The organism is Streptomyces sp. NPDC037100 (assembly GCF_055606225.1).
Genome location: NZ_JBVJSX010000002.1, coordinates 888,254 through 909,347 on the forward strand (window position 1 = coordinate 888,254; position 21,094 = coordinate 909,347).

The 21,094-nt window shown below is 70.4% G+C and carries 15 protein-coding genes; 1 reads left to right on the forward strand and 14 read right to left on the reverse strand.

From position 1 onward, the window contains the following. Positions 1-11 precede the first annotated feature (11 nt). The gene (locus ACZ7EG_RS09260) at positions 12-2,828 is read left to right on the forward strand and encodes a fumarate reductase/succinate dehydrogenase flavoprotein subunit (protein WP_471074424.1); all 2,817 of its coding nucleotides are present in this window, start codon (positions 12-14) and stop codon (positions 2,826-2,828) included. Positions 2,829-2,982: 154 nt separating this feature from the next. Here ACZ7EG_RS09260 and recQ read toward each other — a convergent pair whose 3' ends face one another. The 14 genes from recQ to ACZ7EG_RS09330 all read right to left on the reverse strand — a co-directional run bounded on the left by recQ (position 2,983) and on the right by ACZ7EG_RS09330 (position 21,087). Then, positions 2,983-5,109: a DNA helicase RecQ gene (recQ, locus tag ACZ7EG_RS09265; protein ID WP_471074427.1), complete on the reverse strand. Its 2,127-nt coding sequence runs from the start codon at positions 5,107-5,109 to the stop codon at positions 2,983-2,985. Positions 5,110-5,403: 294 nt separating this feature from the next. Then, the gene (nuoN, locus tag ACZ7EG_RS09270; RefSeq protein WP_471074430.1) at positions 5,404-7,053 is read right to left on the reverse strand and encodes an NADH-quinone oxidoreductase subunit NuoN; all 1,650 of its coding nucleotides are present in this window, start codon (positions 7,051-7,053) and stop codon (positions 5,404-5,406) included. Continuing rightward, the gene (locus ACZ7EG_RS09275) at positions 7,050-8,621 is read right to left on the reverse strand and encodes an NADH-quinone oxidoreductase subunit M (protein ID WP_471074433.1); all 1,572 of its coding nucleotides are present in this window, start codon (positions 8,619-8,621) and stop codon (positions 7,050-7,052) included. The genes nuoN and ACZ7EG_RS09275 overlap by 4 nt, the downstream gene beginning before the upstream one ends. A 5-nt stretch (positions 8,622-8,626) precedes the next feature. Continuing rightward, positions 8,627-10,591, reverse strand: a complete 1,965-nt coding sequence (gene nuoL / locus ACZ7EG_RS09280; protein WP_471074436.1) for an NADH-quinone oxidoreductase subunit L — start codon at positions 10,589-10,591, stop codon at positions 8,627-8,629. A gap of 15 nt (positions 10,592-10,606) precedes the next feature. Next, the gene (gene nuoK / locus ACZ7EG_RS09285) at positions 10,607-10,906 is read right to left on the reverse strand and encodes an NADH-quinone oxidoreductase subunit NuoK (protein WP_003992252.1); all 300 of its coding nucleotides are present in this window, start codon (positions 10,904-10,906) and stop codon (positions 10,607-10,609) included. Continuing rightward, entirely contained in the window at positions 10,903-11,745 is an 843-nt protein-coding gene (locus tag ACZ7EG_RS09290) for an NADH-quinone oxidoreductase subunit J (protein ID WP_471074439.1), read from the reverse strand. Before ACZ7EG_RS09290 ends, nuoK begins: the two co-directional genes overlap by 4 nt. Continuing rightward, positions 11,742-12,407, reverse strand: a complete 666-nt coding sequence (gene nuoI / locus ACZ7EG_RS09295) for an NADH-quinone oxidoreductase subunit NuoI (RefSeq protein WP_386490501.1) — start codon at positions 12,405-12,407, stop codon at positions 11,742-11,744. The genes ACZ7EG_RS09290 and nuoI overlap by 4 nt, the downstream gene beginning before the upstream one ends. Continuing rightward, positions 12,400-13,776 (reverse strand): NADH-quinone oxidoreductase subunit NuoH, encoded by a 1,377-nt coding sequence (gene nuoH / locus ACZ7EG_RS09300; RefSeq protein ID WP_471074442.1) that lies wholly within the window; start codon positions 13,774-13,776, stop codon positions 12,400-12,402. Before nuoH ends, nuoI begins: the two co-directional genes overlap by 8 nt. After that, a complete protein-coding gene (locus ACZ7EG_RS09305) occupies positions 13,773-16,277 on the reverse strand; it encodes an NADH-quinone oxidoreductase subunit G (RefSeq protein ID WP_471074445.1) in 2,505 nt (834 codons plus the stop codon). Before ACZ7EG_RS09305 ends, nuoH begins: the two co-directional genes overlap by 4 nt. After that, positions 16,274-17,620 (reverse strand): NADH-quinone oxidoreductase subunit NuoF, encoded by a 1,347-nt coding sequence (nuoF, locus tag ACZ7EG_RS09310; RefSeq protein WP_390991821.1) that lies wholly within the window; start codon positions 17,618-17,620, stop codon positions 16,274-16,276. Before nuoF ends, ACZ7EG_RS09305 begins: the two co-directional genes overlap by 4 nt. Next, on the reverse strand, positions 17,620-18,480 hold the full coding sequence (gene nuoE / locus ACZ7EG_RS09315) for an NADH-quinone oxidoreductase subunit NuoE (protein ID WP_471074449.1): 861 nt from the start codon (positions 18,478-18,480) through the stop codon (positions 17,620-17,622). The genes nuoF and nuoE overlap by 1 nt, the downstream gene beginning before the upstream one ends. Beyond that, positions 18,477-19,799, reverse strand: coding sequence for an NADH-quinone oxidoreductase subunit D (locus ACZ7EG_RS09320; protein WP_471074452.1), 1,323 nt, complete (start codon positions 19,797-19,799; stop codon positions 18,477-18,479). Before ACZ7EG_RS09320 ends, nuoE begins: the two co-directional genes overlap by 4 nt. Then, entirely contained in the window at positions 19,796-20,536 is a 741-nt protein-coding gene (locus ACZ7EG_RS09325) for an NADH-quinone oxidoreductase subunit C (RefSeq protein ID WP_471074455.1), read from the reverse strand. Before ACZ7EG_RS09325 ends, ACZ7EG_RS09320 begins: the two co-directional genes overlap by 4 nt. Next, positions 20,533-21,087, reverse strand: a complete 555-nt coding sequence (locus ACZ7EG_RS09330) for a NuoB/complex I 20 kDa subunit family protein (RefSeq protein ID WP_423651874.1) — start codon at positions 21,085-21,087, stop codon at positions 20,533-20,535. The genes ACZ7EG_RS09325 and ACZ7EG_RS09330 overlap by 4 nt, the downstream gene beginning before the upstream one ends. Between the last annotated feature and the right edge of the window lie 7 nt (positions 21,088-21,094).

Here is a 21,094-nt window from a genome sequence, read left to right on the forward strand (position 1 = left end):
AAGGCACCCCGGTGACCACCTCCGTGAACTCCCCTGCGGACACCCCCCTGGCCGTCCCGTCCCTCGCCGACGCCGAGGAACTGACCTGCGACGTCCTCGTCATCGGCGGCGGCACCGCGGGCACCATGGCCGCCCTGACCGCCGCAGAGCACGGCGCGAACGTGCTGCTGCTGGAGAAGGCGCACGTCCGCCACTCCGGCGCGCTCGCCATGGGCATGGACGGCGTGAACAACGCGGTCATCCCGGGCCGGGCCGAACCCGACGACTACGTCGCCGAGATCACCCGCGCCAACGACGGCATCGTCGACCAGTCCACCGTCCGCCAGACCGCCACCCGCGGCTTCGGCATGGTGCAGCGGCTGGAGTCCTACGGCGTGAAGTTCGAGAAGGACGAGCACGGCGACTACTCCGTCCGCCAGGTGCACCGCTCCGGCTCCTACGTACTGCCGATGCCGGAGGGCAAGGACGTCAAGAAGGTCCTGTACCGGCAGCTGCGGCGACGCGAGATGCGGGAGAGGATCCGCATCGAGAACCGGGTCATGCCGGTACGCGTCCTCACCGCCGGGGGGCAGGCCGTGGGCGCGGCCGGCTTCAACACCCGCACCGGGCAGTTCGTCCAGGTCCGCGCTGGCGCGGTGATCCTCGCGACCGGCGCCTGCGGCCGCCTCGGCCTCCCGGCGTCCGGCTACCTCTACGGCACCTATGAGAACCCCACCAACGCGGGCGACGGCTACGCCATGGCCTACCACGCGGGCGCCGAGCTCACCGGCATCGAGTGCTTCCAGATCAACCCGCTGATCAAGGACTACAACGGCCCGGCCTGCGCCTACGTCGCCAACCCCTTCGGCGGCTACCAGGTCAACCGGCACGGCGAACGCTTCGTCGACTCCGACTACTGGTCGGGCCAGATGATGTCCGAGTTCGCCGCCGAGGTCGCCTCCGACCGGGGCCCCGTCTACCTGAAGCTGAGCCACCTCCCCGAGGAGTCGGTCTCGGCCCTGGAGACGATCCTGCACTCCACCGAGCGCCCCACCCGCGGCACCTTCCACTCCGGGCGCGGCCACGACTACCGCACCCACGACATCGAGATGCACATCTCCGAGATCGGCCTGTGCGGCGGCCACTCCGCCTCCGGCGTCCGCGTGGACGACCACGCCCGCACGACCGTCCCGCGGCTGTACGCGGCCGGCGACCTGGCCTGCGTCCCGCACAACTACATGATCGGCGCGTTCGTCTTCGGCGATCTGGCGGGCGCGGACGCTTCCCAGTACCAGGCCTACACGGGCGAGTTGCCCGCGGACCAGCTCCGGGAGGCCCACGAGCTGATCTACCGCCCGCTGCGCAACCCCGACGGCCCGCCGCAACCCCAGGTCGAGTACAAGCTGCGCCGCTTCGTGAACGACTACGTGGCCCCGCCCAAGTCCGGTGCCCGGCTGTCGCTGGCCCTGGAGGCGTTTCAGCGGATGCACACCGACATCGCCGAGATGGGCGCCCGCACCGCGCACGAGCTGATGCGCTGCGCCGAGGTCACCTTCATCCGCGACTGCGCGGAGATGGCCGCGCGCTCCTCCCTGGCCCGCACGGAGTCCCGCTGGGGCCTCTACCACGAGCGCCTGGACCACCCCCAGCGTGACGACGCGTCCTGGTTCCACCACCTCGATCTGCACAAGTCCCCTTCCGGTGCGATGGAGTTCACGGCACGGCCCGTGGCTCCCTATCTCGTTCCCGTGGACGGTTTCGACCCCGTCGGCGGTCCGTCTCGGGTCCTCGGCGAGGTGCACGCCGAGGATGTGGCCATGGCAGGCTCGCGGGACGTGGCGCCGGTCGCGGCCCCGGTGGGAGCAGCGGCCCCGGAGCCGACTGCGGCGCCGCAGACTTCGGTCACCGCGCCGTCCGGTGAGGAGTCCTCCGCCCGCCTGCTCGAACTCGTCGCCCTAGCCGAGGAGGAGCCCGAACTCGGCTCCCTTCAGCCGTACTTGACGGATCCCGCGCCCGCTGTCCGCCGCGAGGCCGTCGCCGTGCTCACCGAGACACTGCCGCCCGGGACGGGCACCGCGCTCGCCGCCGCCCTGCGCGACACCGCCGCCGAGGTCCGTGCCGCCGCGGCCGCGTCACTGCGTGAGCTCGTCGAGACGCTCCCGGCCGAGCCCGATCTGCGTGACGGTCTCGCCGCCGCCCTGCGCGAGCCGGACCCTGTGGTCCGCGCGGCGGCCCTGGACGTCCTGCGCGCCCTGCGCCTCGGCGACGCCGCCCTGTTCGCGGACTCCCTCACCGACTCCGACATCGCCGTCCGCATCGAGGCCGTCCGCGCCCTGGTCTCGGTCGACGCCGCCGGCGAGCTGGCCGGTGCGGCGGGCACCGACCCCTCCCGCGAGGTACGGGTCGCGATCGCCAAGGGCCTGGCCACGGTGAGTGCCGAGCGGCCGGCGGGTGACGTCCCGGGCGGCACGGATCACACCGCCGGCGCGATCGAAGCGGCCCTCACCGGCCTCCTCGACGACCCCGACGCCCTGGTGCGGGCAGCGGCCTACGGAGCACTGGGCACCACCGGCTGCCCGGCGCCCCTCACCGCACACGCCGTGGCCGCCCTCTCCGAGTCGGCGTGGCAGGTGCGGGCCGGAGCCGCGACGGCCCTGTCGGTCGCCGACCCCGACGTGGCGGTCCCGGCCCTCGCCAAGGCCTTGGCCGACACCAACGCCGATGTCCGCAAGGCCGCCGTCCTGGCGCTGACCCGGCACCGCGCCACCGAGGAGGCCCGGGCGGCCCTGGCCACGGCGACGACGGACTCCGACGCGGATGTCAGGGCGTACGCGGGACGGGCACTGTGACCGGGTAGGCCCGGGCGGCCCTGGCCACAGCGACGACGGACTCCGACGCGGATGTCAGGGCGTACGCGGGACGGGCACTGCGACCGAGCGGGCTGCCGAGTGGCGCCCTCGCCGGTGGCGCGCGGCGACCGTCTGACCAGGCCGGAGCCCGGCCCTATATCCAGTCGTCGGGCTCCGGCTCCGCGTCCATCTCCGGCCAGTGGTACGGCTCACCGGCGTCCTGACCCGCGGCGCGGGCCGGAGCCTGATCGGATGCCGGAGCCCGGCCCGACGCCGGAGCCCGGCCGGACGCCTGGACCGAGGGAGAGTCGGCGGTGGAGGCGGAGGCGCCCGCAGGAGCCGAACCGGACGGCCCGCCCAGCGAGGCGAGCACCTCCAGCACCCCCTCCCCGTACGTGGTGAGCTTCTTCTCGCCGACCCCGCTGATCCCGCCGAGCTCCCCCACCGACGTCGGCCACACGGTGGCGATCTCCCGCAGTGTGGCGTCGTGGAAGATCACGTAGGCCGGGACGCCCTGTTCACGGGCCTGTTCGGCGCGCCAGGCGCGCAGCGCATCGAAGGCCGGCAGCAGCTCCTCGGGCAGCTCGGCGGCGACCGCCTTGCCCTTGCGCTCGCCCCGCCCGGAGCCCGAGGACGACGCCCCCGACCGGGAGGTCGCCGGCTTCTTCGGCTCCTTGCGCAGCGGCACGTCCCGCTCCCGCCGCAGCACCGCCCCGCTGGCCTCGGTCAGCACCAGCGTGCCGTACTCGCCCTCCACCGCGAGCAGCCCCTGGGCGAGCAACTGCCTTATGACGCCCCGCCATTCGGCCTCGGTCAGCTCTTCGCCGATGCCGAACACGGACAGCTGGTCGTGGTCGAACTGGATGACCTTGCCGGTCCGCTTCCCCAGCAGGATGTCGACGATCTGCACCGCGCCGAACTTCTGTCCGCGTTCCCGCTGCAGCCGGACGACCGTCGACAGCGCCTTCTGCGCCGCGATGGTGCCGTCCCAGGTCTCCGGCGGAGTCAGGCAGGTGTCGCAGTTGCCGCAGCCGGACGGGTCGGGTTCCTGGCCGAAGTAGGCGAGGAGCTGGCCCCGGCGGCACTGGGCCGTCTCGCACAGCGCCAGCATCGAGTCCAGGTGGGCCTGGGCCCGGCGCCGGAAGGCCTCGTCGCCCTCACCGGACTGGATCAGCTTGCGCTGCTGGATGACGTCGTTCAGCCCGTAGGCCATCCAGGCCGTCGAGGGCAGCCCGTCGCGGCCGGCCCGGCCCGTCTCCTGGTAGTAGCCCTCGACCGACTTGGGCAGGTCGAGGTGGGCGACGAAGCGGACGTCCGGCTTGTCGATGCCCATGCCGAAGGCGATCGTCGCCACCACGACCAGGCCGTCCTCCCGCAGGAAGCGGGACTGGTGGGCCGCACGCGTGCCCGCGTCCAGACCCGCGTGGTACGGCACCGCCTCGATGCCGTTGCGGCTGAGGAACTCGGCGGTCTTCTCGACCGAGTTGCGCGACAGGCAGTAGACGATGCCCGCGTCGCCCGCGTGCTCCTCGCGCAGGAAGCTCAGCAGCTGCTTCTTCGGGTCCGCCTTGGGCACGATCCGGTACTGGATGTTGGGCCGGTCGAAGCTCGCCACGAAGTGGCGGGCCGTCGGCATGTTCAGCCGCTGGGTGATCTCCTGGTGCGTCGCGTGCGTGGCCGTCGCCGTCAGCGCGATCCGCGGCACGTCCGGCCAGCGCTCGCCGAGCAGGGACAGGGCCAGGTAGTCCGGCCGGAAGTCGTGGCCCCACTGCGAGACGCAGTGCGCCTCGTCGATCGCGAAGAGGGAGATCTTGCCGCGGGAGAGCAGATCGAGCGTGCTCTCCAGCCGCAGCCGCTCCGGTGCCAGGTACAGCAGGTCCAGCTCGCCGGCGAGGAACTCGGCCTCGACCATCCGCCGCTCGTCGAAGTCCTGCGTGGAGTTCATGAACCCGGCCCGCACGCCGAGCGCCCGCAGCGCGTCCACCTGGTCCTGCATCAGGGCGATGAGCGGGGAGACGACCACGCCCGTACCCGGCCTGACCAGGGACGGGACCTGATAACACAGCGACTTGCCGCCACCGGTCGGCATGAGCACGACGGCGTCGCCGCCCGCCACGACATGGTCGATGACGGCTTCCTGCTCACCGCGGAAGGCCTCGTACCCGAAGACCCGGTGCAGTGCGGCCAGCGCCTCGCTCGCGTCGGGGCCGAGGGGCCCGGCGGGGCCGTCGCCCGCACCGATCGCGGGCCCTGCCCCGGTCACCGCGTCCAGTTCCGTCATCACACCCGTCCCGCCCGTAGCGCCCATCGTTGCGTCCCCCGTGCGTCGCGCCTCGACCACTGCGTCCACCATAGGCGCCCGCACCGACAGCCCCGGAGTTATCCACAGGTCCCGCCCGGTGGAGTCGATGCTCACAGGAACATTCGATCACCTTCGATTCGACCTGGCGGGCAGCTCGCCGCCCCGGAAACGCCGTGGGACCCGGCTCCCGAAGGAGACCGGGTCCCACACAGACGGACGAGGACCTCAGCGGACGAGGACGTCAGCGGACGAAGACCTCAGCGGACGAGGACGTCAGCGGACGAAGACCCCCGCCTGCCCCGCCAGATCCAGGAAGTACTGCGGCGCCACACCGAGCACCAGCGTGACCGCCACGCCCACCCCGATCGCCGTCATCGTCAGCGGCGACGGCACGGCCACCGTCGGGCCCTCCGGCCGCGGCTCGCTGAAGAACATCAGCACGATGACGCGGATGTAGAAGAACGCCGCGATCGCCGACGAGATCACACCGATGACGACGAGCGGTGCCGCCCCGCCCTCCGCCGCCGCCTTGAACACGGCGAACTTCCCGGCGAAGCCGGACGTCAGCGGAATGCCCGCGAAGGCGAGCAGGAACACCGCGAACACGGCCGCCACCAGCGGGGACCTGCGCCCGAGCCCCGCCCACTTGGACAGGTGCGTCGCCTCACCGCCCGCGTCGCGGACCAGGGTCACCACCGCGAAGGCGCCGATCGTCACGAACGAGTACGCCGCCAGGTAGAACAGCACCGACGAGACGCCGTCGGGCGTGGTCGCGATGACACCGGCGAGGATGAATCCGGCGTGCGCGATCGACGAGTACGCCAGCAGCCGCTTGATGTCGGTCTGCGTGATGGCGACGATCGCGCCGCCCAGCATGGTGACGATGGCGACGGCCCACATGACCGGCCGCCAGTCCCAGCGCAGGCCCGGCAGGACGACGTACAGCAGGCGCAGCAGCGCGCCGAACGCCGCCACCTTCGTGGCCGCCGCCATGAAGCCGGTCACCGGCGTCGGAGCGCCCTGGTACACGTCCGGCGTCCACATGTGGAACGGCACCGCGCCCACCTTGAACAGCAGGCCCATCACCAGCAGCGCGGCACCGATCAGCAGCAGCGCGTCGTTGCCCATGGTGTCGGCGAGTGCCGGGTTGACGTCCTGCACGGTGCCGTCGACGACCTGCGCGATCGTGGCGTACGACATCGAGCCCGCGTAGCCGTAGAGCAGCGCGATGCCGAACAGGGTGAACGCGGAGGCGAAGGCGCCGAGCAGGAAGTACTTGACCGCCGCCTCCTGCGACATGAGGCGCTTGCGGCGGGCCAGCGCGCACAGCAGGTACAGCGGCAGGGAGAGGACCTCCAGCGCCACGAACAGCGTCAGCAGATCGTTGGCCGCCGGGAAGATCAGCATGCCGGCGACGGCGAACATCAGCAGCGGGAACACCTCGGTGGTGGTGAACCCGGCCTTGACCGCGGCCTTCTCGCTCTCGCTGCCCGGCACGGACGCGGCCTGGGCGGCGAAGGAGTCGACGCGGTTGCCGTGCGCCTCCGGGTCGAGGCGCCGCTCGGCGAAGGTGAACAGGCCTACCAGCGCTGCCAGCAGGATCGTGCCCTGCAGGAAAAGGGCCGGTCCGTCGACGGCGATCGCGCCCATCGCGGCGATGCGCGCCTTGGTCGTGCCGTACCCGTCGGCCGCGAGCGCCACGACCGCGGCGAAGGCGGCGGCGAGTGCGACGACGGACACGAACATCTGGGTGTAGTAGCGAGACTTTCGCGGGACGAACGCCTCGATCAGGATCCCGATGATCGCCGCGCCGACGATGATCAGAGTGGGGGCGAGCTGCCCGTATTCGATCTTCGGCGCGTCGATCTTGGAGATCGGGTCGGCCGCGGTTGTCCACAGGCTGTGGACGGCTGTTGCGCTCACTTGGCCGCCTCCACCTCGGGCTGGGGGTCCTTCTGCTGTACGTCGGACATGGTCTGCTTGACCGCCGGGTCGATGATCTGCGTGACGGGCTTCGGGTAGACGCCCAGGAAGATCAGCAGGACGACCAGCGGGGCGACGACCACGAGCTCACGGACCCGCAGGTCCGGCATCGCGGAGACCGCCGGTTTCACCGGGCCCGTCATCGTCCGCTGGTACAGGACGAGGGTGTAGAGCGCGGCGAGGACGATGCCGAAGGTGGCGATGATGCCGATCACCGGGTAGCGCGTGAACGTGCCGACCAGGACCAGGAACTCACTGACGAACGGCGCCAGCCCCGGCAGCGAGAGGGTCGCGAGGCTGCCGATCAGGAACGTGCCGGCGAGCACCGGGGCGACCTTCTGCACCCCGCCGTAGTCGGCGATGAGCCGCGAGCCGCGCCGGGAGATCAGGAAGCCCGCCACCAGCATCAGCGCGGCCGTCGAGATGCCGTGGTTGATCATGTAGAGCGTCGCGCCGGACTGGCCCTGGCTGGTCATCGCGAAGATGCCCATGATGATGAAGCCGAAGTGGGAGATCGACGCGTAGGCCACCAGCCGTTTGATGTCCCGCTGCCCGACCGCGAGCAGCGCCCCGTAGATGATGCTGATCAGGGCGAGGACGAGGATGGCGGGCGTGGCCCACTTGCTGGCCTCCGGGAAGAGCTGGAGGCAGAAGCGGAGCATCGCGAAGGTGCCGACCTTGTCGACGACCGCCGTGATGAGGACCGCCACCGGGGCCGTCGACTCCTGCATCGCGTTGGGCAGCCAGGTGTGCAGCGGCCACAGCGGCGCCTTCACCGCGAAGGCGAAGAAGAAGCCGAGGAAGAGCCACCGCTCGGTGTTGGTCGCCATGTCGAGCGTGCCGTTGGCACGGGCCTCGGCGATCTCCGTCAGCGAGAAGTTCCCGGCGACCACGTACAGGCCGATCACCGCGGCCAGCATGATCAGACCGCCGACCAGGTTGTAGAGGAGGAACTTGACGGCCGCGTACGACCGTTGGGTGGCCGCCGCCTTCTCGCCGTGCTCGTGGGCACGGTCCCCGAAGCCGCCGATGAGGAAGTACATCGGGATCAGCATGGCTTCGAAGAAGATGTAGAAGAGGAAGACGTCGGTGGCCTCGAAGGAGAGGATCACCATCGCCTCTACGGCGAGGATCAGGGCGAAGAAGCCCTGCGTCGGCCGCCACCGGCTGCTGCCCGTCTCCAGGGGGTCGGCGTCGTGCCAGCCCGCGAGGATGATGAACGGGATCAGCAGGGCGGTCAGCGCGACCAGCGCCACCCCGATGCCGTCCACACCCAGTTCGTAGCGGACGCCGAAGTCCGCGATCCAGGCGTGGGACTCGGTGAGCTGGTAGCGGTCGCCGTCCGGGTCGAAGCGGACCAGGACGATGACCGCCAGGACGAGCGTGGCGAGCGAGAAGAGCAGCGCCAGCCACTTGGCGGCGGTCCGCTTCGCGGCCGGTACGGCGGCCGTGGCGATCGCCCCGACGGCCGGGAGCGCCGCTGTCACTGTCAGCAGAGGAAAGGACATCGGTATCAGACCGCCCTCATCAGCAGGGTCGCGGCGACGATGACCGCCGCGCCCCCGAACATCGAGACCGCGTAGGAGCGGGCGAAGCCGTTCTGCAGCCTGCGCATCCGCCCGGACAGGCCGCCGACCGAGGCCGCCGTGCCGTTGACGACGCCGTCGACCAGGGTGTGGTCGACGTAGACCAGGGACCGCGTGAGGTGCTCGCCGCCGCGGACCAGGACGACGTGGTTGAAGTCGTCCTGGAGCAGGTCGCGCCGGGCGGCCCGGGTGAGCAGCGAGCCGCGCGGGGCGACGGCCGGGACCGGGCGACGGCCGTACTGGGCCCAGGCGATGGCGACGCCGATGATCATGCAGGCGACGGTCGCGCCGGTGACCACACCCGCGCTGATCGGCGGGTTGCCGTGGCTGTGTCCGGTGACGGGCTCCAGCCAGTGCAGGAACCGGTCGCCGATGCTGAAGAACGCGCCTCCGGCCACCGATCCGACGGCCAGCACGATCATCGGGACCGTCATGACCTTGGGCGACTCGTGCGGATGCGGCGGGGTGTACTCGCCGCGCGTCTCGGCGGCGGGCTCCACGTCGGGCTTGGCCGGGGACGGCGTCGGGGCGTTGCGCCAGCGCTCCTCGCCGAAGAACGTCATCAGCATCACGCGCGTCATGTAGAACGCCGTGATGGCCGCGCCGAGCAGGGCGCAGGCGCCGAGGATCCAGCCCTCGGTGCCGCCCTTGGCGAACGCCGCCTCGATGATCTTGTCCTTGGAGAAGAAGCCGGACAGACCCGGGAACCCGATGATGGCCAGGTAGCCGAGGCCGAAGGTGACGAAGGTGACCGGCATGTACTTCCGCAGTCCGCCGTAGCGGCGCATGTCGACCTCGTCGTTCATGCCGTGCATGACGGAACCGGCGCCGAGGAACAGCCCGGCCTTGAAGAAGCCGTGCGTCACCAGGTGCATGATCGCGAAGACGTAGCCGATGGGGCCGAGTCCGGCGGCGAGGATCATGTAGCCGATCTGCGACATGGTCGAGCCGGCCAGGGCCTTCTTGATGTCGTCCTTCGCACAACCGACGATCGCACCGAACAGCAGCGTGACCGCGCCGACGATGGTGACGACCAGTTGCGCGTCCGGGGCGCCGTTGAAGACGGCCGCGGAGCGGACGATCAGGTAGACGCCCGCCGTCACCATCGTCGCGGCGTGGATGAGGGCCGAGACCGGGGTCGGGCCCTCCATCGCGTCCCCGAGCCAGGACTGCAGCGGCACCTGGGCGGACTTGCCGCAGGCGGCGAGGAGCAGCATCAGCGCGATCGCGGTCAGCTTGTCCTCACCGGCTGCACCGGCGAGACCGGCCTCCCCGTGGCTGCCGAGCACCGGCCCGAAGGCGAAGGTGCCGAACCACAGGAACATCAGCATGATCGCGATGGACAGGCCCATGTCGCCGACGCGGTTGACCAGGAAGGCCTTCTTCGCGGCCGTGGCGGCGCTGGGCTTGTGCTGCCAGAAGCCGATCAGCAGGTAGGAGGCGAGACCGACGCCCTCCCACCCGACGTACAGCAGCAGGTAGTTGTCGGCGAGGACGAGGATCAGCATCGCCGCGAGGAACAGGTTCAGATAGCCGAAGAAGCGGCGGCGCCGCTCGTCGTGCTCCATGTACCCGACGGAGTACAGGTGGATCAGCGATCCGACGCCCGTGATCAGCAGCACGAACGTCATGGACAGCTGGTCGAGCTGGAAGGCGACGTCCGCCTGGAAGCCCTCGACCGGGATCCAGCTGAACAGGTGCTGGCTCAGGACGCGGTTGTCGGCGTCCTGGCCCAGCATGTCGGTGAACAGCACCAGGCCGAGCACGAAGGAGACGGCCGCGAGCAGGGTGCCGAGCCAGTGGCCGACGGCGTCCAGCCGGCGGCCACCGCACAGCAGGACCGCCGCTCCGAGCAGGGGCGCCGCCACCAGCAGCGCAATGAGGTTCTCCACGATTCTTCCGACCCCTTACAGCTTCATCAGGCTGGCGTCGTCGACCGAGGCCGAGTGGCGGGCACGGAACAGGGACACGATGATCGCGAGCCCGACCACGACCTCGGCGGCGGCGACGACCATCGTGAAGAAGGCGATGATCTGGCCGTCGAGGTTGCCGTGCATCCGGGAGAAGGCGACGAACGCGAGGTTGCAGGCGTTGAGCATGAGCTCGATGCACATGAACACGACGATCGCGTTGCGCCTGATGAGCACGCCGGTGGCGCCGATCGTGAACAACAGGGCCGCGAGGTAGAGGTAGTTGACGGGGTTCACTTCGACGCCTCCTCGGGCCGCTGGAACTTCGCCGGCCCGACCGCCCGTCGCTCCAGCCGCTCCTCGGACCGCTGCTCCAGGGCCTTGAGGTCGTTGAGCGCCTCCCGCGACACGTCACGGATCTGGCCGCGCTCGCGCAGGGTCTTGCTGACGGTGAGGTCGGACGGGGTGCCGTCGGGCAGCAGGCCCGCGATGTCGACCGCGTTGTGCCGGGCGTACACACCCGGTGCCGGCAGGGGCGGCAGTTGCTTGCCCGACCGGACGCGCTCCACGGCGAGCTCCCGCTGTGTCTTGGCGCGCTCGGTGCGCTCGCGGTGGGTGAGCACCATGGCGCCGACGGCGGCCGTGATGAGCAGGGCGCCGGTGATCTCGAACGCGAAGACGTACTTGGTGAAGAGGAGGGCGGCGAGGCCCTCGACGTTCCCGCCGGCGTTCGCCTGGCCGATGCCGTTGAACTCCGTCAGGGACGCGTTGCCGATCCCGGCGACCAGCAGGACGCCGAAGCCGAGCCCGCACAGGGCGGCCAGCCAGCGCTGGCCCTTGATGGTCTCCTTCAGGGAGTCCGCCGCCGTGACGCCGACGAGCATCACCACGAACAGGAACAGCATCATGATCGCGCCGGTGTAGACGATGATCTGGACGACGCCCAGGAAGTAGGCGCCGTTGGCGAGGTAGAACACCGCCAGGATGATCATGGTCCCGGCGAGGCAGAGCGCGCTGTGCACGGCCCGCTTCATCAGGATGGTGCACAGGGCGCCGATCACCGCGACGGTGCCGAGGATCCAGAACTGGACGGCCTCTGCGGTGGAGGTGGAGTAGGCCGCGAGCTGGGTGGTCATCGGCCGGCCACCTTCCCCGACGCCGGTTCCGTCCCACCGAAGGTCGAGTCGGCCTCCTGCACGACCTCGCCCTCGGAGTGGGCGACCTGCTGCTCGGTGCCGGGCGCCGCCTCCGTCACCAGGCCCCGGTAGTAGTCCTGTTCGTCCGTGCCGGGGTAGATGGCGTGGGGCGAGTCGACCATGCCCTCCTCCAGACCGGCGAGCAGCTGCTCCTTGGTGTAGATGAGGTTGGCCCGGCTGGAGTCGGCCAGCTCGAACTCGTTGGTCATCGTGAGCGCGCGGGTGGGGCAGGCCTCGATGCACAGGCCGCACAGGATGCAGCGGGCGTAGTTGATCTGGTAGACGCGGCCGTACCGCTCGCCCGGCGAGTAGCGCTCCTCGTCGGTGTTGTCCGCGCCCTCCACGTAGATCGCGTCGGCGGGGCAGGCCCAGGCGCACAGTTCGCAGCCGACGCACTTCTCCAGGCCGTCCGGATGGCGGTTGAGCTGGTGCCGTCCGTGGAAGCGCGGAGCCGTGGTCTTCTGCTGTTCCGGGTACTGCTCGGTCAGCCGCTTCTTGAACATGGCCTTGAAGGTCACGCCGAAGCCGGCCACGGGGTTCTGGAAACCGGGCTTGGTGTCCTTCGGTTCCTCAGCCTTCGAACGCTCGAGTTCCTCAGCCATCGGACGCCTCCTTTCCATCCGTAGATCCGCCCAGAGATCCGTCACTCTGAGTATCGGGCCCGCCACTGACAATCAGCTCCCGCTCACGGCGCGAGCGGCGGCGCGGGACCGGCGGTAGTTCCTGTCCGGGCAGCGGCGGTACGGGGAATCCGCCCGCCATCGGGTCGAAGGCGGCCGGGGTCTCGGCCGGCTGTTCGGCCTTCTTGGCCTTCTCGCGGAACATGTCGGCGACGAAGGAGAGCAGGAGCAGGGCGAGGACGCCGCCGCCCACGTACAGGGCGATGTCGGCGAAGTCGTAGCCCTCGTTGCGGAAGGCCCGCACGCTCGCGACGAGCATCAGCCACACCAGCGAGACCGGGATGAGGACCTTCCAGCCGAGCTTCATCAGCTGGTCGTAGCGGACGCGCGGGAGGGTGCCGCGGATCCAGATGAACATGAACAGCAGCACCTGGACCTTGACCGTGAACCACAGCAGCGGCCACCAGCCGTGGTTGGCGCCCTCCCAGAAGGTGCTGATGGGCCAGGGGGCGCGCCAGCCGCCGAGGAACAGCGTGGTGGCGACGGCCGAGACGGTCACCATGTTGACGTACTCGGCGAGCATGAACATCGCGAACTTGATCGACGAGTACTCGGTGTTGAAACCGCCGACCAGGTCGCCTTCGGATTCGGGCATGTCGAAGGGGGCGCGGTTGGTCTCGCCGACCATCGTCACGATGTAGATGATGAAGGAGACCGGCAGCAGCACGACGTACCAGCGGTCGGCCTGCTGCTCCACGATCGTCGAGGTCGACATGGACCCCGAGTAGAGGAAGACGGAGGCGAAGGCGGCGCCCATCGCGATCTCGTAGGAGATCATCTGCGCGCAGGAGCGCAGGCCTCCCAGCAGCGGGTACGTCGAGCCTGAGCTCCAGCCCGCCAGCACGATGCCGTAGATGCCGACCGAGGCGACCGCGAGGATGTAGAGCATCGCGATCGGCAGGTCGGTGAGCTGCATCGTGGTGCGCTGGCCGAAGATCGAGATCTCGTTGCCGGCCGGGCCGAAGGGGATCACCGCGATCGCCATGAAGGCCGGGATGGCCGCGATCACCGGCGCGAGGACGTACACCACCTTGTCCGCGCGCTTGACGATCACGTCCTCCTTCAGCATCAGCTTGATGCCGTCGGCGAGCGACTGGAGCATCCCCCAGGGGCCGTGCCGGTTCGGGCCGATGCGCAGCTGCATCCACGCCACGACCTTGCGCTCCATGACGATGGAGACCAGCACGGTCACCATCAGGAAGGCGAAGCAGAAAACCGCCTTGATGACGACCAGCCACCAGGGGTCGGTGCCGAACATCGAGAGGTCTTCAGCGGCGAGGTACGGGCTCATGCCTCCACCTCCTTGGGGGCCTCGCCGGCGAGGGTCGCCGGGCCGATGCGGACGAGGGAGCCGGGCCGCGCCCCGGTGTCGGAGGCGACGCCGCCGCCGGTGGAGTTCAGCGGCAGCCACACCACCCGGTCGGGCATGTCACTGATCTGGAGCGGGAGTTCCACGACCCCCTGGGGGCCGGTCACCGCGAGCAGGTCGCCGTCCTTGACGCCCGCCTCGGCGGCCGTCGCGGACGACAGCCGCGCGCGTGCCGCGTGCCGGGTGCCGGCGAGGGCCTCGTCGCCCTGCTGGAGGACGCCCTGGTCGAGCAGCAGCCGGTGCCCCGCGAGTACGGCCTCTCCGACGGCGGGCCGCGGCAGCGCGGCCGCGGTCTCCAGGGGCTCACCGGCCCGCGGGCCGCCCCAGGCGCCGAGCCGGTCGATCTCGCCGCGCACGGTGCGCAGATCCGGCAGTCCGAGGTGGACGTCCATGGCGTCGGCCAGCATCTGCAGCACGCGCGCGTCGGTGGGCGCGGCGCTGCGGGTCATCTGGTCGGGCTTGAGCGCCGCCTCGAAGAAGCGGATGCGGCCTTCCCAGTTGAGGAAGGTGCCGGCCTTCTCGGCGACCGCGGCGACGGGCAGGACGACGTCGGCCTTGCGGCTGACCTCGCTGGGCCGCAGTTCGAGCGAGACCAGGAAGCCCACCTCGTCCAGGGCGGCACGCGCGCGTGCCGGGTCGGGCAGGTCGGCGATCTCCACGCCCGCCACCAGCAGGGCCTGGAGCTCTCCGGTCGCGGCGGCCTCCACGATCTGGCCGGTGTCGCGGCCGTAGCGGTGCGGGAGACCGGCCACGCCCCAGACGGCGGCGACCTCGTCCCGCGCGCGCGGATCGGTGGCCGGGCGCCCGCCCGGCAGCAGCGACGGCAGAGCGCCCGCCTCGATCGCGCCGCGCTCCCCGGCCCGGCGCGGGATCCACACCAGCCGGGCGCCGGTCGCGGAGGCCGTGCGTGCGGCGGCGGTGAGCCCGCCGGCCACGGCCGCCAGCCGCTCGCCGACGACGATCACCGCGCCCTCGGCGCGCAGCGCCTCGGCGGCGAGCGCGCCGTCGCCCTCCAGGCCGGCGCCGCTCCCGAGCGCGTCCAGCCACTCGGTCTCGGTGCCGGGCGCGGCCGGCAGCAGCGTGCCACCGGCCTTCTCCAGACCGCGGGTGGCGTGCGTGGCGAGCGAAAAGGTCTTCTGTCCGTGCTTGCGCCAGGCCTTGCGCAGCCGCAGGAAGACGCCGGGCGCCTCCTCCTCCGCCTCGAACCCGACGAGCAGGACGGCGGGTGCCTTCTCCAGCGCGGTGTACGTGACGCCCGTGCCGTCGAGGTCCCGGCCCCGCCCGGCGATCTGCGCGGCGAGGAAGTCGGCCTCCTCACCGCTGTGCACCCGCGCGCGGAAGTCGATGTCGTTGGTGTCGAGCGCCACGCGCGCGAACTTGCTGTACGCGTAGGCGTCCTCGACGGTGAGGCGGCCGCCGGTCAGGACACCGGTGCGGCCCCGGGAGGCCAGCAGCCCCTGGGCCGCGATCTGCAGCGCCTCCGGCCAGGAGGCCGGTTCCAGCTCGCCCTCGGCGTTGCGCACCAGCGGCGTGTCGAGCCGGTCGCGCTGCTGCGCGTACCGGAACCCGAACCGCCCCTTGTCGCAGATCCACTCCTCGTTGACCTCGGGGTCGTCGGCGGCGAGCCGCCGCATGACCTTGCCGCGCCGGTGGTCGGTGCGCGTGGCGCAGCCGCCGGAGCAGTGCTCGCACACCGACGGGGAGGACACCAGGTCGAACGGGCGGGAGCGGAATCGGTACGCCGCCGAGGTCAGCGCGCCGACCGGGCAGATCTGGATGGTGTTGCCGGAGAAGTACGACTCGAACGGGTCGCCCTCGCCGGTGCCGACCTGCTGGAGCGCGCCCCGCTCGATCAGCTCGATCATCGGGTCGCCCGCGACCTGGTTGGAGAAGCGGGTGCAGCGGGCGCACAGCACACAGCGCTCGCGGTCGAGCAGCACCTGCGTGGAGATCGGGACGGGCTTCTCGTAGGTCCGCTTGCGGCCCTCGAAGCGGGAGTCGGCGTCGCCGTGCGACATGGCCTGGTTCTGCAGCGGGCACTCGCCGCCCTTGTCGCAGACCGGGCAGTCCAGCGGGTGGTTGATGAGCAGGAGCTCCATCACACCCTTCTGGGCCTTCTCCGCGACCGGCGAGGTGAGGTGGGTCTTCACCACCATCCCGTCGGTGCAGGTGATGGTGCAGGACGCCATGGGCTTGCGCTGGCCCTCGACCTCGACGATGCACTGGCGGCAGGCGCCGGCCGGGTCGAGCAGGGGGTGGTCGCAGAACCGGGGGATCTCGATGCCGAGCTGTTCGGCGGCCCGGATGACCAGGGTGCCCTTGGGCACACTGATCTCCGCGCCGTCGATCGTCAGCGACACGAGGTCCTCCGGCGGGACCGCCGCCGCTCCCCCGCCGGAGGGAGAGCTGGTGGTCACGGTCATGCGTTCACCTCCGTGCGGTCGGCCCAGGCCGTCGACTTGGCCGGGTCGAAGGGGCAGCCCCGGCCCGTGATGTGCTGCTCGTACTCCTCGCGGAAGTACTTGAGCGAGGAGAAGATCGGCGAGGCGGCGCCGTCGCCGAGGGCGCAGAAGGACTTGCCGTTGATGTTGTCGGCGATGTCGTTCAGCTTGTCGAGGTCGGACATCTGTCCCTTGCCGGCCTCGATGTCGCGCAGCAACTGCACGAGCCAGTAGGTCCCTTCGCGGCAGGGCGTGCACTTGCCGCAGGACTCGTGGGCGTAGAACTCGGTCCAGCGGGTGACGGCACGGACCACGCAGGTCGTCTCGTCGAAGCACTGGAGGGCTTTGGTGCCGAGCATGGAACCCGCGGCGCCCACTCCTTCGTAATCAAGAGGGACGTCGAGGTGCTCGTCGGTGAACATCGGGGTCGAGGAGCCGCCCGGCGTCCAGAACTTGAGGCGGTGCCCGGGGCGCATCCCGCCGCTCATGTCGAGGAGCTGGCGGAGCGTGATCCCGAGCGGCGCCTCGTACTGGCCGGGGCTGGCGACATGGCCGGACAGGGAGTAGAGCGTGAAGCCGGGCGACTTCTCACTCCCCATCGACCGGAACCATTCCTTGCCCCGCTGCAGGATCGCGGGAACCGACGCGATCGATTCGACGTTGTTCACCACAGTCGGGCATGCATAGAGGCCCGCGACGGCAGGGAAGGGGGGACGGAGCCGCGGCTGGCCCCGGCGGCCTTCGAGCGAGTCGAGCAGTGCGGTCTCCTCACCGCAGATGTACGCGCCCGCGCCCGCGTGCACGGTGATGTCGAGGTCGAGTCCGCTGTCCAGGATGTTCTCGCCGAGGAAGCCGGCCTCGTACGCCTCGCGCACGGCGGAGTGCAGCCGCCGCAGCACGGGGACGACTTCACCACGCAGATAGATGAAGGCGTGCGACGACCTGATGGCGTAACACGCGATGATCATGCCCTCGATGAGGCTGTGCGGGTTCGCGAAGAGGAGCGGGATGTCCTTGCACGTCCCGGGCTCCGACTCGTCGGCGTTGACAACAAGATAGTGCGGCTTTCCGTCCCCCTGGGGAATGAACTGCCACTTCATCCCGGTGGGGAACCCCGCGCCGCCGCGCCCGCGCAGACCGGAGTCCTTGACGTACGCGATCAGGTCGTCCGGGGACATGGCGAGCGCCTTGCGCAGCCCTTCGTAGCCGTCGTGCCGCCGGTACACGTCCAGCGTCCAGGACCTGTCCTCGTCCCAGAAGGCCGACAGCACCGGTGCGAGCAGCTTCTCGGGGCTCGTGTCTTTCAGCTCGGGTGCCAAGGTCATCACTCCCCCTCCTCGGCGGTGGGCCCGGCCGGGTGGGCCGGGTCGGAGGCCGACGTGTCCTGCGGCGCGTCGTGCGAGCTCAAGTGCTCCGACGGTGACGGCTCGTGCGGTGCCCCGGTGCGGGCCGCCTCGCCGCGCGGGTGCACCACGCGCGCGGGCGAGGCCTCGCCCTTGGCGAGCTTCAGACCGACCAGGGAGGCGGGTCCCGCGCTCCCCCCGGATTCCACGGCGCCCTCCCGCTCGTCGGGGAAGCCGGCCAGGACCCGGGCGGTCTCCTTGAAGGTGCACATGCGCGCCCCGCGGGTGGGGGTGACCGGCCGTCCCGCGCGCAGGTCGTCGACGAGACGCTTGGCGCTGGCCGGGGTCTGGTTGTCGAAGAACTCCCAGTTGACCATCACGACCGGCGCGAAGTCGCAGGCCGCGTTGCACTCGATGTGCTCCAGGGTGACCTTGCCGTCGCCGGTGGTCTCGCCGTTGCCGACGCCGAGGTGCTCCTGGAGCTCCTCGAAGATCGCGTCCCCGCCCATCACGGCGCACAGGGTGTTGGTGCACACCCCCACCTGGTAGTCGCCGCTCGGCCGGCGGCGGTACATGGTGTAGAAGGTGGCGACCGCGGTGACCTCGGCCGTGGTCAGGCCGAGCACGTCCGCGCAGAACTGCATGCCGGTGCGCGTGACATGGCCTTCCTCCGCCTGCACGAGGTGCAGCAGGGGCAGGAGGGCGGACCGGGAGTCGGGGTAGCGGGCGATGATCTCGCGCGCGTCCGTCTCCAGACGGGCCCGGACGTCGTCCGGGTAGGCGGGTGCGGGCAGTTCGGGCATGCCCAGGCTGACGCCCCGCTCGGAAGACGATGTGGTCACCGGTCGACGCCTCCCATCACGGGGTCGATGGACGCCACCGCGACGATGACGTCGGCGACCTGGCCGCCCTCGCACATCGCCGCCATGGCCTGCAGGTTGGTGAAGGACGGGTCGCGGAAGTGGACCCGGTAGGGGCGGGTGCCGCCGTCGGACACGACGTGCACCCCGAGTTCGCCCTTGGGCGACTCGACCGCCGCGTAGGCCTGCCCCGGCGGGACGCGGAAGCCCTCGGTGACCAGCTTGAAGTGGTGGATCAGGGCCTCCATGGAGGTGCCCATGATCTTCTTGATGTGGTCGAGGGAGTTGCCGAGGCCGTCGGGGCCCAGGGCGAGCTGGGCCGGCCAGGCGATCTTCTTGTCGGCGACCATGACCGGGCCGGGCTGGAGCCGGTCCAGGCACTGCTCGACGATCCTGAGGGACTGGCGCATCTCCTCCAGCCGGATGAGGAAGCGGCCGTAGGAGTCACAGGTGTCGGCGGTCGGGATCTCGAAGTCGTACGTCTCGTAGCCGCAGTACGGCTGCGCCTTGCGCAGGTCGTGCGGCAGGCCGGTGGAGCGCAGGATCGGGCCCGTCGCACCGAGGGCCATGCAGCCGGCCAGGTCGAGGTAGCCGACGTCCTGCATACGGGCCTTGAAGATGGGGTTCCCGGTGGCGAGCTTGTCGTACTCCGGGAGGTTCTTCTTCATCTTCTTCACGAACTCGCGGATCTGGTCCACCGCGCCGGGCGGCAGGTCCTGGGCGAGTCCGCCGGGGCGGATGTACGCGTGGTTCATCCGCAGGCCGGTGATCAGCTCGTAGATATCGAGAATGAGTTCACGATCACGAAAGCCGTAGATCATGATCGTGGTCGCGCCGAGTTCCATGCCGCCGGTGGCGATGCACACCAGGTGCGAGGAGAGCCGGTTCAGCTCCATCAGGAGCACGCGGATGATCGAGGCACGGTCGGGGATCTGGTCCTCGATGCCGAGGAGCTTCTCGACGCCGAGGCAGTACGCCGTCTCGTTGAAGAACGGCGTCAGGTAGTCCATGCGCGTCACGAACGTGGTGCCCTGCGTCCACGTCCGGTACTCGAGGTTCTTCTCGATGCCGGTGTGCAGGTAACCGATTCCGCAGCGGGCCTCGGTGACGGTCTCGCCGTCGATCTCCAGGATCAGCCGGAGCACACCGTGGGTGGACGGGTGCTGCGGACCCATGTTGACGACGATGCGCTCGTCGTCGGCGCGGGCCGCGGTCTGGACGACCTCGTCCCAGTCGCCGCCGGTGACCGTGTAGACGGTGCCCTCGGTGGTCTCGCGAGGAGAAGCGTGCGAGGTGCTCATGAGTACGACCTCCGCTGGTCCGGAGCCGGGATCTGGGCGCCCTTGTACTCGACGGGGATGCCGCCGAGGGGGTAGTCCTTGCGCTGCGGAAAGCCCTGCCAGTCGTCCGGCATCATGATCCGCGTCAGGGCGGGGTGGCCGTCGAAGACGATTCCGAAGAAGTCGTACGTCTCGCGCTCGTGCCAGTCGTTCGTCGGGTACACCGAGAACAGCGACGGGATGTGCCGGTCGCTGTCGGGGCAGCTGACCTCGAGCCGGATCACCCGGTTGTGGGTGATCGAACGCAGGTGGTAGACGGCGTGCAGCTCGCGGCCCTTGTCGTTCGGGTAGTGCACGCCGCTGACGCCGGTGCACAGCTCGAAGCGCAGGGCCGGGTCGTCGCGCAGGGTGCGGGCGACGAGGACGAGGTGCTCGCGCTCGATGTGGAAGGTCAGCTCGTCGCGGTCGACGACCGTCTTCTCGATGGCGTTGTCGGGGAGCAGGCCCTGCTCCTCCAGGGCGCCCTCCAGCTCGTCGGCGACCTCGTCGAACCACCCGCCGTAGGGGCGGGTCGCCGGTCCCGGGAGCCGGACCGAGCGGACCAGGCCGCCGTAGCCGGAGGTGTCGCCGCCGTTGTTCGCGCCGAACATGCCGCGCTGGACGCGGATCTCCTCGCCGCCCTGGCCGCGCTGGCCCGGGAGGTTCTCCGCGGAGAGGTCCTTCTCGGGGTTGACCCCGTTGCCGTTCGCGTCGCTCACCGCAGCAGCCCCTTCATTTCGATGGTGGGCAGCGCCTTGAGCGCCGCTTCCTCCGCCTCGCGGGCCGCGTCCTCGGCGTTCACGCCGAGCTTGGAGCTCTGGATCTTCTGGTGGAGCTTGAGGATCGCGTCCATGAGCATCTCCGGCCGGGGCGGGCAGCCGGGGAGGTAGATGTCGACCGGCACGATGTGGTCGACGCCCTGGACGATGGCGTAGTTGTTGAACATGCCGCCCGAGGAGGCGCAGACCCCCATGGAGATCACCCACTTGGGGTTCGGCATCTGGTCGTAGACCTGCCGGAGCACCGGCGCCATCTTCTGGCTCACCCGGCCCGCGACGATCATCAGGTCCGCCTGGCGCGGCGAACCGCGGAAGACCTCCATGCCGAAGCGCGCCAGGTCGTAACGGCCGGCGCCGGTGGTCATCATCTCGATGGCACAGCAGGCGAGGCCGAACGTGGCCGGGAAGACGGACGACTTGCGCACCCAGCCCGCGGCCTGCTCGACGGTGGTCAGCAGGAAGCCGCTCGGCAGCTTTTCTTCGAGTCCCATGACGTGT